This window comes from Cupriavidus sp. 21MJTG02-4 (assembly GCF_057798975.1).
Genome location: NZ_JBYOJP010000002.1, coordinates 20,576 through 35,731 on the forward strand (window position 1 = coordinate 20,576; position 15,156 = coordinate 35,731).

13 protein-coding genes are annotated in these 15,156 nt (G+C 67.6%); all 13 read left to right on the plus strand.

Annotated elements, in window-relative coordinates:
- Positions 1-112 precede the first annotated feature (112 nt).
- The 13 genes from coq7 (at position 113) to AC3FKH_RS03390 (ending at position 15,151) form a co-directional block, all read left to right on the plus strand.
- Entirely contained in the window at positions 113-736 is a 624-nt protein-coding gene (gene coq7, locus AC3FKH_RS03330; protein ID WP_488672932.1) for a 2-polyprenyl-3-methyl-6-methoxy-1,4-benzoquinone monooxygenase, read from the plus strand.
- 413 nt (positions 737-1,149) lie between these two features.
- The gene (gene mraZ, locus AC3FKH_RS03335; RefSeq protein ID WP_483730453.1) at positions 1,150-1,578 is read left to right on the plus strand and encodes a division/cell wall cluster transcriptional repressor MraZ; all 429 of its coding nucleotides are present in this window, start codon (positions 1,150-1,152) and stop codon (positions 1,576-1,578) included.
- Between the two features lie 7 nt (positions 1,579-1,585).
- The gene (gene rsmH, locus AC3FKH_RS03340; protein WP_483730452.1) at positions 1,586-2,584 is read left to right on the plus strand and encodes a 16S rRNA (cytosine(1402)-N(4))-methyltransferase RsmH; all 999 of its coding nucleotides are present in this window, start codon (positions 1,586-1,588) and stop codon (positions 2,582-2,584) included.
- Complete coding sequence (gene ftsL, locus AC3FKH_RS03345; RefSeq protein WP_488672934.1) at positions 2,581-2,910, plus strand: cell division protein FtsL; 330 nt, start codon at positions 2,581-2,583, stop codon at positions 2,908-2,910. Before rsmH ends, ftsL begins: the two co-directional genes overlap by 4 nt.
- Positions 2,907-4,709: a peptidoglycan D,D-transpeptidase FtsI family protein gene (locus tag AC3FKH_RS03350; protein ID WP_488672936.1), complete on the plus strand. Its 1,803-nt coding sequence runs from the start codon at positions 2,907-2,909 to the stop codon at positions 4,707-4,709. Before ftsL ends, AC3FKH_RS03350 begins: the two co-directional genes overlap by 4 nt.
- Positions 4,706-6,268 carry a UDP-N-acetylmuramoyl-L-alanyl-D-glutamate--2,6-diaminopimelate ligase gene (locus AC3FKH_RS03355; protein ID WP_488673826.1) on the plus strand — a complete coding sequence of 521 codons (1,563 nt, stop codon included), beginning with the start codon at positions 4,706-4,708 and terminating at the stop codon, positions 6,266-6,268. Before AC3FKH_RS03350 ends, AC3FKH_RS03355 begins: the two co-directional genes overlap by 4 nt.
- The gene (locus AC3FKH_RS03360) at positions 6,265-7,665 is read left to right on the plus strand and encodes a UDP-N-acetylmuramoyl-tripeptide--D-alanyl-D-alanine ligase (RefSeq protein ID WP_488672937.1); all 1,401 of its coding nucleotides are present in this window, start codon (positions 6,265-6,267) and stop codon (positions 7,663-7,665) included. Before AC3FKH_RS03355 ends, AC3FKH_RS03360 begins: the two co-directional genes overlap by 4 nt.
- Before the next feature lie 13 nt (positions 7,666-7,678).
- Positions 7,679-8,848: a phospho-N-acetylmuramoyl-pentapeptide-transferase gene (mraY, locus tag AC3FKH_RS03365; protein WP_483709429.1), complete on the plus strand. Its 1,170-nt coding sequence runs from the start codon at positions 7,679-7,681 to the stop codon at positions 8,846-8,848.
- Between the two features lie 58 nt (positions 8,849-8,906).
- Positions 8,907-10,415 carry a UDP-N-acetylmuramoyl-L-alanine--D-glutamate ligase gene (gene murD / locus AC3FKH_RS03370; RefSeq protein WP_488672939.1) on the plus strand — a complete coding sequence of 503 codons (1,509 nt, stop codon included), beginning with the start codon at positions 8,907-8,909 and terminating at the stop codon, positions 10,413-10,415.
- The gene (gene ftsW / locus AC3FKH_RS03375; protein WP_488672941.1) at positions 10,412-11,653 is read left to right on the plus strand and encodes a putative lipid II flippase FtsW; all 1,242 of its coding nucleotides are present in this window, start codon (positions 10,412-10,414) and stop codon (positions 11,651-11,653) included. Before murD ends, ftsW begins: the two co-directional genes overlap by 4 nt.
- Complete coding sequence (murG, locus tag AC3FKH_RS03380; protein WP_488672942.1) at positions 11,650-12,720, plus strand: undecaprenyldiphospho-muramoylpentapeptide beta-N-acetylglucosaminyltransferase; 1,071 nt, start codon at positions 11,650-11,652, stop codon at positions 12,718-12,720. The genes ftsW and murG overlap by 4 nt, the downstream gene beginning before the upstream one ends.
- Before the next feature lie 23 nt (positions 12,721-12,743).
- Positions 12,744-14,171, plus strand: a complete 1,428-nt coding sequence (gene murC / locus AC3FKH_RS03385; protein ID WP_488672944.1) for a UDP-N-acetylmuramate--L-alanine ligase — start codon at positions 12,744-12,746, stop codon at positions 14,169-14,171.
- Positions 14,168-15,151, plus strand: a complete 984-nt coding sequence (locus tag AC3FKH_RS03390; protein WP_488672946.1) for a D-alanine--D-alanine ligase — start codon at positions 14,168-14,170, stop codon at positions 15,149-15,151. Before murC ends, AC3FKH_RS03390 begins: the two co-directional genes overlap by 4 nt.
- Positions 15,152-15,156: the final 5 nt, after the last annotated feature.

Consider the following 15,156-nt stretch of genomic DNA (forward strand, 5'->3'; position numbering starts at 1 on the left):
ATCCCGATGCTTGCGCCGGTTGTGCGGCGGCATGTTCGCGCTGGCTGTGAGGAAATTTCGGGCCCATTTGCCTGCCTTTCTTTTGATTTCTCTGCTCTATTCGCTTTCCCGCATGGACACCTTCATCCGCGAATTCGACATGGCACTGCGCGCCATCTCCGGCGCCACGCGTTCGGGCCGTTCCAACCCGGCAGACCGGCTGGCGCCGGACGACGGCCAACTCAGTGCCGACGAGCGCCGCCACGTGGCTGGCCTGATGCGCATCAACCATGTTGGCGAGGTCTGCGCGCAGGCCCTGTACCAGGCGCAGAAACTCACCGCGCGCAACGGTGACGTGCGGGCCCAGATGGACGCCGCCGCGCGCGAGGAAGAAGACCATCTCGCCTGGTGCGCCGAGCGTCTGCGCGAACTGGACTCGCGGCCGAGCTTGCTGAACCCGCTCTGGTATGCCGGCGCGTTTGCCATCGGCTTCCTGGCCGGACGCGCCGGCGACCGCGTCAGCCTGGGCTTCGTGGCCGAGACCGAACACCAGGTCGAGCAGCACCTGAGCGGCCACCTTGAACGCCTGCCTGACGCGGACGGCCGCTCGCGCGTCATCCTTGAGCAGATGCGCGACGACGAGATCCGCCATGGCGATGCCGCCCGCGCTGCCGGTGGCGTGCCGTTGCCCGCCCCGGTGCGCGCGCTGATGCGCGGTGCGTCGCGCGTGATGACCACGGCCGCCTACCGGATCTGACTCTCGCAAGAGCCCGATGCCGGCCCCTTTTCGGCGGCCATGTCTGGCGAATGTTGTATCCTTCCCCACGGTCGCGGGCCGGTCTTTCCCGCACCGTCGGCAGTTCCTCCCCCGGTAGTTCTCAGGTGGTTTCTCTGCTTTCCTCCCTAAGATCTTCATTTCATTAAGGATTCGCTTCTGCGTGCGTGTCGGTTTGCGCGCTAAGTCTTTGTTCTGATTCGAGAATCCCGGTTTGTTGCCCTGCAACGAGCCTTGACCCGCGAAATTGCTTCCTCTAAAGTGGGAAATAGTGTGAGGAAGTGTATTTTTGTGTGAAATTGAGCCCTTCCCGTGGGATGATCCACAGGGTCGGGAACTGAGCGATTCACGCACGTGCCGGCTAGGCAGAAGCCGGTCGGGACCGGGGGGCGAGCTTGTTTCAGGGAGCATCGGCGCTCTCGCTGGATGCCAAGGGGCGGATGTCCATTCCGTCGCGGCACCGGGAAGCGCTGCAACAGCAGGCCGAGGGCCGGGTGACGCTGACCAAGCACCCGGACGGCTGCCTGCTGCTGTTTCCCAGGCCCGAGTGGGAAGTTTTCCGGGAACGGATTGCGGCGCTGCCGATGGATGCGCACTGGTGGAAGCGCATCTTCCTGGGCAACGCTGCCGACGTGGAGATGGACGGCGCAGGCCGCGTGCTGATTGCACCGGAGCTGCGCGGTGCCGCCATGCTCGACAAGGAAGTCATGCTGCTCGGCATGGGCAGCCATTTCGAAGTCTGGGATGCCGCGACATACGCCGCCAAGGAACAGCAGGCGATGGCGCAGGGCATGCCGGAAGCATTGAAGAATTTCTCTTTCTGACAAGGTCATGAGTCCTACCGGATCGCCGGCAACCCCCGCCCTGCGCCATCGCACCGTGCTGCTGGACGAGGCCGTCGAGGCGCTGGTCTGGCGCCCGGACGGCGCCTACGTGGACGGCACCTTCGGCAGGGGAGGGCACAGCCGGGCGGTTCTGGCCCGGCTGGGGCCAGACGGGGCGCTCGTCGCATTCGACAAGGACCCAGCAGCAATCGCAGAAGCGGGCACCATCCAGGATGCCCGCTTCTCCATTGAGCACGAGAGCTTTGCAGCCATGGGCGAGCGCCTGGCCGGGCGTGGCCATGTGGCTGGCGTGCTCCTCGACCTGGGGATCAGCTCGCCCCAGATCGACGAGGCGGCGAGGGGGTTTTCCTTTCGTTTCGAGGGCCCGCTGGACATGCGCATGGACACCACGCGCGGCATCACTGCCGCCCAGTGGCTGGCGCAGGCGGAAGAGCACGACATTGCCAGGGTGATACGAGACTATGGGGAAGAACGGTTTGCTGTACAGATTGCAAAGGCGATTGTTGCTCGCCGGCGCGAACCCGGCGATGGCGGACCTCTCGCCACTACTGCCGACCTTGCCGCGCTCGTGGCGAAAGCCGTCAAAACACGCGAGAAGGGTCAGGACCCTGCGACCCGCACCTTTCAGGCTCTACGGATTCACATCAATCAAGAGCTTGAGGACCTCGAAAGAGGGCTGAAGGCCGCCTATGACCTGCTGCAGGTAGGGGGCCGCCTCGTGGTGATCAGCTTCCATTCGCTGGAGGACCGCATCGTCAAGCGGTTCATGGCGGCGCACGCCCGTCCCCAGCAGGATGCCGATCCGGCGCTGCGCCGCGCGCCGCTGCGCGCGGCCGACCTGCCGCAGCCGACGCTGCGCCTGCTGGGCCGCGTCAAGCCCGGCGCGCAGGAGGTTGCCGACAACCCGCGTGCGCGCTCGGCCGTGATGCGCGTGGCCGAGAAGCTGGCGCCGGCCGTACCGGGCCAGGGAGGCCGGCCGGCATGAATCGCCTGACCTTCTTCCTGCTCGCCGCGCTGATCTTCTGCGCGCTCTCGCTGGTGAGCGCGCAGCACCAGGCGCGCACGCTGTTTGTGGCGATGGAACGCGCACAGTCCGAGGAGAAGCAGCTCGACGTCGACTGGTCGCGGCTGCAATACCAGCAAAGCGCGCTGGGCAAGAGCGCGCGCATTGCGGAGGCCGCGCGTACCCAGCTGCACATGGCGCCGGTCATGGCGGGCAGGACCCAGTACCTCTCGGGTATCGTGCTGCCGCAGGCGGCGCCGGCACCCGCGGCGGCCGCATCGGTTCCCGCCGGGGAGGAACGTCCATGAACATGCCCCGCAACGGCGCCCCCTCGCGCAACCGCCCGAATAACTCCCGTCCGCGCACCGGCCAGTTCTCGGCCAGCCCCGTGCTGGGCCTGCGCCTGCCGATGTGGCGCTCCAAGTTCGTCGTGTTCCTGATGTTCGCGGCGTTCGTGGCGCTGGCCGTGCGCGCGCTGTGGATCCAGGGCCCGGGCAACCAGTTCTACGAAGCGGAAGGCAAGAAGCGCTTCCAGCGCACGCTCGAGCTGCCCGCCACGCGCGGCAAGATCCTGGACCGCAACGGCCTGGTGCTGGCCACCAGCCTGCCGGTCAAGGCGATCTGGGCCGTGCCCGAAGACGTGCCGAACCAGGTCGAAGCCGCCAAGATCCGCCAGCTTGCGAAGCTGCTCGACATGTCCGAGAAGGACCTGGGGCGCAAGCTGTCGGAAGACAAGAGCTTTGTCTACCTGAAGCGCCAGGTGCAGCCGGACGTGGCGGAGAAGATTGCCGCGCTCAAGATCGAAGGCGTCCACCAGACTCGCGAATACAAGCGCTTCTACCCCGAAGGCGAGGCCATGGCGCACATCGTCGGCTTCACCAATGTCGAGGACCGCGGCCAGGAAGGCGTGGAGCTCGCGCGCGAAGCCGGCCTGGCCGGGCGCGCCGGCGCGCGCCAGGTGATCAAGGACCGCCTGGGCCGCGTGGTCGAGGACGTCGGCATCATCAAGACGCCGCGCGACGGCGCCGACATGCAGCTGTCGATCGACGCCAAGATCCAGTACCTGGCCTACAACGAACTGAAGGCGGTGGTCGAGCGCAGCAAGGCCAAGGCCGCCAGCGCGGTGGTGCTCGACGCCCAGACCGGCGAGGTGCTGGCGCTGGCCAACTGGCCGACCTACAACCCGAACGACCGCACCCGGCTGTCGGGCGAGCAGCTGCGCAACCGCGTGCTGACCGACACCTTCGAGCCGGGCTCGATGATGAAGCCGATCTCGATCGGCCTGGCCCTGCAGCTCAAGCGCGTGACCCCGTCGACGGTGATCATCACCACCGGCAAGTACAACTTCGAAGGTGCCACCATCAGCGACACCCACAACTACGGCGCGCTGACCGTGGGCGGCGTGATCCAGAAGTCGAGCAATATCGGCACGACCAAGATCGCGATGATGATGAAGCCCCAGGAAATGTGGGACATGTTCACCAGCGTGGGCCTGGGCCAGGCGCCGAAGATCGGCTTCCCGGGCGCCGTGGCGGGCCGCGTGCGGCCGTACAAGAGCTGGCGCCCGATCGAGCAGGCCACGATGTCCTACGGCTACGGCCTGTCGGTGTCGCTGTTCCAGATGGCGCATGCCTACACGATCTTCGCCCATGACGGCGAGATCATTCCCGTGTCGATGTTCCGCACCAACGGTCCCGTCACCGGCGAGCGCATCCTGTCGCCGCAGGTTGCCCGCGACGTGCGCGGCATGCTCGAAACCGTGACCGCGCCGGGCGGCACCGCGCCGGAAGCGCAGGTGATGGGCTACCGCGTCGGCGGCAAGACCGGTACCGCGTACAAGCACGAAGGCCGCGGCTACAACCGCAGCAAGTACCGCGCCTCGTTCATCGGCCTGGCGCCGATGTCCAACCCGCGTGTGATCGTGGCCGTCAGCGTGGACGAGCCGACCGCCGGCAGCCACTACGGCGGCGCCGTGGCCGGCCCGGTCTTCGCCGCCATCACCGGCGGCACGCTGCGCGCCCTGAACGTCCAGCCCGATTCGCCGATCCGCCAGCTGGTGGTCAGCGACAAGGTGCAGGAAAGCGAACCGTGGAGCTCGACGCAATGACGGCCAAGCCGCTGCTCCCGCTCGAGATCGCCGCACAGGCCAGCGACGCGCTGGCCTGGCTGCGTACCAAGGTGCCGGCCAATGCGCAGCTGACCGGCGACACGCGCCGGCTGGCGCGCGGCGATGTCTTCTTCGCCTACGTGCTAGGCAATGAACGTCTGTCCACCGACGGCCGCCCGCATATCGCCCAAGCCATCGCCGCCGGCGCTGGCGCCATCGTCTATGAGGCCGATGGCTACGACTGGACCTTCGGTGACACGGTCCCGCACCTGGCGCTGGAGAACCTGCATCAGCTGGCCGGTCCGATCGCAGCCGGCTGGCACGGCAATCCTGCGCGGGGGCTCGCGGTGACCGGCATGACTGGCACCAACGGCAAGACCTCGTGCAGCCAGTGGCTGGCGCGGGTGCTGCAGGCCACCGGCACGCCGTGCGCGACCATCGGCACGCTCGGCACCGGTTTCCCGGATGCGCTGCAGCCGACCGGCTTCACCACGCCCGACGCCGTGCAATTGCAGGCGAGCCTGGCCAGCCTGCACGATGCCGGTGCACGCGCGGTGGCGATGGAGGTCTCCTCGCACGGACTCGAGCAGGAGCGCGTGGCCGGCACGCATTTCTCGGTTGCGGTCCTGACCAACCTGACCCAGGATCACCTCGACTACCACGGCACCATGGCCGAGTACGAGGCCGCCAAGGCGCGCCTGTTCGGCTGGGACGGCCTGCGCACCGCCGTGATCAATCGCGATGACGGCATGGGCCGGCGGTTGCTGGCGTCCAATGGCGCGGCCATCCGCGCGCCGCACGTGATCGAGTACGGCATCGACGGACCGGCGGGCGCGTCGGTCAGCGGCACGCGTGGGCGCTGGTTGCGCGCCACCGGCGTCCGTGCGACGGCAACCGGCACCGCTTTCCATATCGATGGCAGCTTCGGCAGTGCCGACGTGGCGACGCCGATGATCGGCGCGTTCAATGTCAGCAACCTGCTGGCGGTGCTGGGGGCGGCGCTGGCCAATGGAGTGGCCTGGGATGCCGCGCTGGCCGCATTGCGCGCACTCGCGCCTGTGGACGGCCGCATGGAGTTGTTCGGCGTCCACGGCGGCCAGGACAGCCCGCTGGCCGTGGTCGACTACGCGCACACGCCCGACGCGCTTGAAAAGACGCTCGAAGCGTTGCGCCCGGTGGCCCAGGCGCGCAATGGGCGCCTGTGGTGCGTGTTCGGCTGCGGCGGCGACCGCGATCCGATCAAGCGTCCGCTGATGGGCGCGGTGGCGGAACGCCTCGCCGACGAGATCGTGCTGACCAGCGACAACCCCCGCAGCGAGGAGCCGCAGGACATCCTCGACGCCATTGCCGACGGCATGGCCGACCGCGCGCGCGGGCGCCAGATCGAAGATCGCGCCGCCGCCATTCTTTATGCAATCAAGCACGCGGCCGGTGCCGACGTGGTGCTGGTGGCCGGCAAGGGCCATGAAGCCACGCAGGAGAGCCATGGCCGCAAGCGGCCGTTCTCGGACCGCGAGCACGTACGTCTGGCCCTCGCCGCGCGGGGGGTATCGGCATGAGCCATCCAGTAATGACCAGTTTGCAGGAAGCCGCCGGCTGGATTGCCGGCGCGCGTGTTTTGGGCGATGGCGCGCAGGGCTTTGCCCGCGTGCACACCGACAGCCGCACGGTCGAGCCGGGCGACCTGTTTGTCGCGCTCAAGGGCGAGCGTTTCGACGCGCATGATTTCATTGCCGACGTGGTCGCGCGCGGCGCTGTCGCCGTGCTGGTGAGCCGCGAGGTCGATGCCGGCGTGCCGGCGATCGTCGCACCGGACACGCGCATCGCGCTCGGCGAACTCGGCGCCGGGTGGCGCCGCCAGTTCACACTGCCGGCGGTAGCGGTGACGGGCAGCAATGGCAAGACCACGGTCAAGGAAATGATCGCGGCCATCTTCGCCGCGGCCGTGGGCGAAGACCAGCGCCTGGCGACCGGCGGCAACCTGAACAACGACATCGGCCTGCCCCTGACGGTGCTGCGCCTGCGCGCGTCGCACCGTCTCGCCGTGCTCGAACTCGGCATGAACCATCCGGGCGAGACGGTCTACCTGGCTGGCATCGCCCAGCCGACCGTCGCCGTGGTCACGAACGCCCAGCGCGAGCACCAGGAATTCATGGTCAGCGTGGAAGCGGTGGCCCACGAGCACGCAGCGGCGATTGCCGCGCTGCCTGCCGACGGCGTGGCCGTGTTTCCGCTCGACGAGGAAAGCGGTGGCCAGCACGCCGCGGTGTGGCGCAACGCTGCCGGAGCGCGCCGCGTGCTGAGCTTCGGCACCACGCCCAAGGCGGACGTGCATGCCACCGTGGCGCTGGTCGACGGCGTCCAGGTGATGCAGGTCCGCGCGCCGGGCCATGCCTTCGAGGTCCGCCTCGGACTGCTCGGCACGCACAACGTGCGCAATGCACTGGCCGCAACGGCCTGTGCGCTGGCGGCCGGCGTGCAGGTCCCGGCGATCCAGGAAGGCCTGGCGGCGTTCAAGCCCGTCAAGGGCCGCCTGCAGGTCAAGCACACGCCGGGCGGCACCGTGGTCATCGACGACACCTACAACGCCAACCCCGATTCCATGCGCGCCGCCATCGACGTGCTGGCCGGGTTTGCCGCGCCGCGCCTGCTGGTGCTGGGCGACATGGGCGAAGTGGGCGATCAGGGACCGGCCTTCCACACGGAGATCGGCGCCTACGCGCACGCGTGCGGCATCGAGGCGCTGTGGGCGATCGGCGAACTGGCGCCGCACGCCGTGCAGGCATTCGGCGCGCAGGGCAGGCATTTCGGCCGGGCGGAGGATCTCGTCCGGGCGCTGGAGGAAGACGCAGGGGGCATGGTGGCCGGGGCTGGCGCCGTGCTGGTGAAGGGATCGCGCTTTATGCGCATGGAACGGATGGTGGATGCGCTGGTCGCAAACACTTCCGCAAACTAAGTAAGAAGACACGATGTTATTGGCTCTGGCCCAGTGGCTGCAAAACGATTACAGCTTCCTTCGGGTCGTCAACTACCTGACCTTCCGCGCGGTGATGGCCAACCTCACCGCGCTGGTGATCGGCCTGGCGGCCGGTCCGTGGGTCATTCGCAAGCTGACAGAACTGAAGGTCGGCCAGGCCGTGCGCACGATCGGCCCGCAGACACACCTGGTCAAGTCCGGCACCCCGACCATGGGCGGCGTGCTGGTGCTCGTCTCCATCGCCATCTCGACGCTGCTGTGGTGCGACTGGGGCAACCGCTTTATCTGGGTGGTGATGCTGGTCACCTTCGGCTATGGCGCCATCGGCTGGGTCGACGACTACCGCAAGGTGGTCTATCGCGACCCGCGCGGCATGTCGAGCCGCGAGAAGTTCTTCTGGCAGACCTTGATCGGGCTGGTGGCCGCGGTCTACCTGGCCTTCTCGGTCTCGGAAAGCAGCAACGTTCGCGTCTGGGAACTGTTCCTGAACTGGGTCGAGGGCGGGCTGTCGCTGGACATGCCGTACAAGTCGAACCTGATCGTGCCCTTCTTCAAGGAAATCAGCTACCCGCTGGGCGTGGCCGGTTTCATCGTGCTGACGTACCTGGTGATCGTCGGGTCGAGCAATGCGGTCAACCTGACCGATGGCCTGGACGGCCTGGTGATCATGCCGGTCGTGCTGGTCGGCGGTGGCCTGGGCGTGTTTGCCTACGTGATGGGCAGCTCGGTCTACAGCAAGTACCTGCTGTTCCCGCATATCCCCGGCGCGGGCGAACTGCTGATCTTCTGCTCGGCACTGGCCGGTGCGGGGCTGGCTTTCCTCTGGTTCAACGCGCACCCGGCGCAGGTGTTCATGGGCGACGTCGGCGCGCTGGCGCTGGGCGGCGCGCTTGGCACGGTGGCAGTGATCGTGCGGCAGGAGATCGTGCTGTTCGTGATGGGCGGCATCTTCGTCGTGGAAACCGTGTCGGTGATGCTGCAGGTCACGTGGTTCAAGATCACCAAGCGCCGCTATGGCGAAGGGCGACGGCTCTTCCGCATGGCGCCGCTGCACCACCATTTCGAGCTGAGCGGCTGGAAGGAGACGCAGGTCACCGTGCGCTTCTGGATCATCACCATGCTGCTGGTGCTGATCGGGCTGTCGACGCTGAAGCTGCGCTGATGCGGGCGCGGGTTATTTAGACAACTGGATTACTGAACTCAAAAGGCGGGAATACGAAGTGTTTGGCGAGCTGCAAAAACCTCATGTGCTGGTACTGGGCCTCGGCGAATCGGGGCTGGCCATGGCGCGCTGGTGTGGCCTGAACGGCTGCGCGGTGCGCGTGGCCGACACGCGCGAGGCCCCCGCCAACCTTGTCTTCCTGCAGGCCGAGTTGACGACGGCCGAGTTCGTGGGCGGCGCATTTGCCGAAAGCCTGCTCGACGGCATCGGCATGGTGGCGATCAGCCCGGGCCTGCCGCCGCTCGAGGCCGACACCGGCGCGCTGCTGGATACCGCGCGTGCGCGCGGCATCCCCGTGTGGGGCGAGATCGAACTGTTCGCGCGCGCGCTCGCGCACCTGCAGGCCGAGTCGGGCTACGCACCGAAGGTGCTGGCCATCACCGGCACCAACGGCAAGACCACCACCACGGCGCTGACCGGCCGGCTGGTCGAGCGGGCCGGCAAGAGCGTGGCGGTAGCGGGCAATATCAGCCCGTCGGCGCTGGACAAGCTGTCGGCCTGCATCGCCTCGGTCACGCTGCCGGACGTGTGGGTGCTGGAGCTGTCGAGCTTCCAGCTCGAAACCACGCACACGCTGGCGCCGCACGCGGCGACCGTGCTCAACGTCACGCAAGACCATCTGGACTGGCATGGCTCGATGCAAGCCTATGCCGCGTCCAAGGCGCGCATCTTCGGCCCGGCCGGCACGGCCTGCGTGCAGGTGCTGAACCGCAATGACCGCCTGACCATGGACATGGCCCGTCCGGGCACGGCGCCGGTGACGTTCGGCATCGACCTGCCCGAGACGCCAGGCAGCTTTGGCGTGCTGCGCGAGGGCGGCATGCCCTGGCTGGTGCTGGCCGAAACCGATACGGAAGCGGAAGCGGAGAACAAGCCCCGCCGCCGCAAGGCCGCCGCCGAGCAGGAAGCCGTGCCGGTGCGCCACAAGCGGCTGATGCCGGCCGATGCGCTGCATATCCGCGGCATGCACAACGCCACCAACGCCATGGCGGCGCTGGCGCTGTGCCGTGCCATCGACCTGCCGCTCAACGCGCTGCTCCATGGCCTGCGCGAATACCGTGGCGAGCCGCACCGCGTGGAGTGGGTCGCCACCATCGACGACGTCGAGTATTTCGACGACAGCAAGGGCACCAACGTGGGTGCCACGGTGGCCGCGCTGTCCGGCCTGGACAAGCGCGTCGTGCTGATCGCCGGCGGCGAAGGCAAGGGCCAGGACTTCTCGCCGCTGGCCGCGCCGGTGGCGCAGTACGCGCGCGCGGTGGTGCTGATCGGCCGTGCCGCCGGCGAGCTGCGCGACGCACTCCAGGGTAGCGGCGCTTCACTGCTGGATGCCGCCACGCTCGAAGAAGCCGTCAACAAGTCTGCCGAGCTGGCAGAGAGCGGCGATGTCGTGCTGCTGTCGCCGGCCTGTGCCAGCTTGGACATGTTCCGCAACTACGTGCACCGCGCCGAAGTGTTCCGCGCCGCGGTGGAAGAACTGGCCCTGTCGCGGGGGATCATGCCATGAGTGACTCGCAGGTCAAGCGCAGCGGTTTCATCGGCGCCACCATCGGCAACGCCTGGGGTGGCCTGCGTGATGCGGTATCCGGCGTCAAGCCGACCCGTTCGCGCATGATGGAGTACGACCAGCCCCTGCTGTGGGTGGCGATCGTGCTGCTCGCGCTCGGCCTGGTGATGGTCTACTCGGCGTCGATCGCGCTGCCGGACTCGCCGCGCTACGCCAACTATCGCGAAAGCCACTTCCTGGTCCGGCACTTGTTCGCGCTGCTGATCGGGCTGTCGGTCGGACTCGCGGCGTTCCAGATTCCGGTCAAGGTGTGGGACCGCTACGCGCCCAAGCTCTTCATCATCGCGCTCCTGATGCTGGTGGTGGTGCTGGTGCCATTCGTCGGCAAGGGCGTGAACGGCGCGCGCCGCTGGATTCCGCTGGGGATCATGAATTTCCAGCCGTCGGAGCTGATGAAGCTCGCGGTGGTGCTGTACGCGGCCAACTACACCGTGCGCAAGCAGGAATGGATGCAGACCGTGGCCAAGGGCTTCCTGCCGATGGGCGTGGCCGTGGTGGTGGTCGGCATGCTGCTGCTGCTCGAGCCCGACATGGGCGCGTTCCTGGTGATCGCCGCGGTGGCCATGGGCATCCTGTTCCTGGGCGGCATCAACGGCAAGCTGTTCGCGGGGCTGGTCGGCGTGGCAGTCGGCGCGTTCGCGCTGCTGATCACGGCGTCGCCATGGCGGCGCGAGCGGATCTTTGCGTACCTGAACCCGTGGGAAGAGAGCAACGCGCTCGGCAAGGCCTACCAGCTCACGCACTCGCTGATCGCCTTCGGGCGCGGGGAGTGGACCGGCGTCGGCCTGGGCGGCAGCATCGAGAAGCTGCACTACCTGCCCGAGGCGCACACCGACTTCATCCTCGCCGTGATCGGCGAGGAATTCGGCTTCGTGGGCGTGCTGGTCGTGATCATCCTGTTCTACTGGCTGGTGCGCCGCGCGTTCGGCATCGGCCGCATCGCGCTGCAGCTCGATCGCACCTTTGCCGGCCTGGTGGCCAAGGGCATCGGCGTGTGGATCGGCTGGCAGACCTTTATCAATATGGGCGTGAACCTGGGCCTGCTGCCGACCAAGGGGCTGACGCTGCCGCTGGTCAGCTATGGCGGCTCGGGCATCCTGATGAATTGCGTGGCGCTGGCGATCCTGCTGCGCATCGACTATGAAAACCGCGTGCTGATGCGTGGAGGGAAGGTATGACGCAGCAGCGCACCCTGCTCGTGATGGCCGGCGGCACCGGGGGACACGTGTTCCCGGGGCTGGCGGTCGCGCACGCGCTGCGCGAGCAGGGCTGGAAGGTGGTCTGGCTGGGCAACCGCACGGGCATGGAAGCCACGCTGGTGCCGAAGCACGATATCCCGATGGAGTTCATCCAGTTCGGCGGGTTGCGTGGCAAGGGCCTGGTGACCAAGTTCCTGCTGCCGCTGAACCTGCTGCGCGCGTTCTGGCAAAGCCTCGGCGCGCTGCGCCGCGTGCGGCCGAGCGTGGTCCTGGGCATGGGCGGCTATATCACGTTCCCGGCGGGCATGATGGCCTCGCTGCTCGGGCGCCCGCTGGTGCTGCACGAGCAGAACTCCATCGCCGGCCTGGCCAACAAGGTGCTGGCCAAGGTGGCAGACCGCGTGCTGTGCGCGTTCCCGGACACGCTGCCCGGCAGCGAGTGGACCGGCAATCCGGTGCGCGACGAAGTCGCCCACATGGCCGGGCCGGAGGCACGCTATGACCAGCGCACCGGTCCGCTCAACGTACTGGTGGTGGGTGGAAGCCTGGGCGCCGCGGCGCTCAACGACGTCGTGCCGAAGGCCATCGCCATGCTGCCTGAAGCGCAGCGTCCGGTGGTCACGCATCAGGCCGGTGCGAAGCAGATCGACACATTGCGCGCGAACTATGCCGCCGCGCAGGTGTCTGCACAGACCGTGCCTTTTATCGAAGACATGGCGAAGGCATATGCCGACGCCGACCTGGTGATCTGCCGCGCGGGTGCAATGACGGTTTCGGAAGTGGCCGCCGCCGGCGTGGCGGCGCTGTTCGTGCCGTTCCCGCATGCGGTGGACGATCACCAGACGACCAACGCGGAATTCCTGGCGAAGCAGGGCGCAGCCCTGCTCGTGCAGCAAAAAGAACTGACGGCGGACGGGCTGGCGCAAACCATCGCCAGCCTGAACCGGCCGCAACTGAAAGACATGGCGCGCCTGGCGCGCGGACTGGCCAAGCCTGAGGCAACCCGGCGCGTAGCCGAGGTATGCAGTCAGATGGCCAGGGACTGAAGCCCCATACATGTAGTGACTCAATGAAGCATATCGTCAAGAACATCCACTTCGTAGGCATCGGCGGCGCCGGCATGAGCGGCATCGCGGAGGTCCTGCTGAACCTGGGCTACAAGGTCTCGGGTTCCGACCTGGGCAGCAATGCCGCCACGCGGCGCCTGGCCTCGCTCGGCGCCACGGTCATGCACGGTCATGACGCGGCCCATATCGCCGGCGCCAATGCCGTGGTGGTTTCCACCGCCGTGAGCGGCGACAACCCCGAAGTGCTGGCCGCCCGCGCCAGGCGCATCCCGGTGGTGCCGCGCGCGGTGATGCTGGCCGAACTGATGCGCCTGAAGCAGGGCGTGGCCATTGCCGGCACGCACGGCAAGACCACCACCACGAGCCTGGTGGCCTCGGTGCTGGCCGAGGGCGGGCTGGACCCGACCTTCGTGATCGGCGGCCGGCTGAATTCCGCGGGCGCCAACGCGCGCCTGGGCACCGGCGACTTCATCGTGGCCGAGGCGGACGAATCCGACGCATCGTTCCTCAACCTGTTCCCGGTCATCGAGGTCATCACCAATATCGATGCCGACCACATGGACACCTACGGGCACGACTTTGCGCGGCTCAAGCAGGCGTTCATCGAATTCACGCAGCGCCTGCCGTTCTACGGCATCGCCGTGCTGTGCGTGGATGACCCGAACGTGCGCGAGATCCTGCCGTTCGTGTCCAAGCCCGTGGTGCGCTACGGTTTTGCCGAAGATGCGCAGATCCGCGCGGTCAACGCGCGCGCCGTCGACGGCCAGATGCATTTCACCGTGCTGCGCTATCTCAACGGCCATTCGGAGCCGCCGCTGGACGTGGTGCTGAACCTGCCGGGCCTGCACAACGTGCAGAACGCGCTGGCCGCGATCGCCATCGCCACCGAACTCGAAGTGCCCGATGCCGCCATCGTCAAGGCGCTGCGCGAATTCCACGGCGTCGGCCGCCGCTTCCAGCGCTACGGCGAAGTCGCCACGGCCGACGGCACCGGTACGTTCACGCTGGTGGACGACTACGGCCACCACCCGGTGGAAATGGCCGCCACGCTCGCCGCCGCGCGTGGCGCGTTCCCGGACCGCCGCCTGGTGCTGGCGTTCCAGCCGCACCGGTTCACGCGGACGCGCGATTGTTTCGAGGATTTCGTCAAGGTGCTCGGCACCGTTGACGCGCTGCTGCTGGCCGAGGTCTATGCCGCCGGCGAAGCGCCGATCGTCGCGGCCGATGGCCGCGCGCTGACCCGTGCCCTGCGTGTGGCAGGCAAGGTCGAACCTGTATTCGTGGAGCAGATGGAAGAGATGCCGCAGGCCATCATGAGTGCCGCCCGGCCCGGCGATGTGGTCGTGACCATGGGGGCCGGCACGATCGGCGCGGTGCCGGGACAAGTGGTCTCGCACCAGCAGCCGCTGCAGGCGGGAGGTGTGGCATGAGCTTCGTTGCCAATCCCAAGATCGACCCGAAGGCGCTCGGCAAGGTCGGCGTGCTGTTCGGCGGCCGCTCGGCGGAACGCGAGATTTCGCTGATGTCCGGCAGCGGCGTGCTGGCCGCGCTGCAATCGCGCGGCGTAGATGCACATGGCTTCGATCCGGCCACGCAGGGCGTCGCCGAACTGGCCGCGGCCGGCTTCGACCGCGTCTTTATCGCGCTGCACGGCCGCTACGGCGAAGACGGCACCATGCAAGGCCTGCTGGAACAGCTCGGCGTGCCGTACACCGGCAGCGGCGTGCTGGCCTCGGCGCTGGCCATGGACAAGGAAGCGACCAAGCGCCTGTGGATGACGCATGACCTGCCGACGCCGCGCTTTGCCATGCTGCACGCCGACACCGACTTCAATGCCGTGGTGGCCGACCTGGGCCTGCCGCTGATCGTCAAGCCGGCGCGTGAAGGCTCGTCGATCGGCCTGAGCAAGGTCACCGACGCGTCGCAAATGCGTGAGGCATTCGAGAAGGCGGCCGCGCTGGACAACGACGTCATTGCCGAGACCTTTGTCGACGGGGCCGAGCTGACTTGCCCGCTGGTGGGGGAGGGCGCCACGGCCGAAGCGCTGCCGGTGATCCGCATCGTTGCGCCGGATTCGAACTATGACTATCAAAATAAGTACTTTACTGACGATACCCAATATCTGTGTCCGTCAGGCCTGAGCGCTGAGGTCGAGCGCGAGGTGCAGCAACTGGCGGTGCAGGCCTACCGCGTGCTGGGTTGCCGTGGCTGGGCGCGCGCGGACGTGATGCTGCGCGCCGACGGCAAGCCTTTCCTGCTTGAAATGAATACCTCGCCGGGCATGACCGGCCATTCGCTGGTGCCGATGGCCGCGCGCGCGGCTGGCATCAGCTACGAGGATTTCGTCATGCAGGTGGTGGCCGCCGCAACGCTGGACCTGCATCCGAACGAACACTGGAAACCCGAATAACCCTG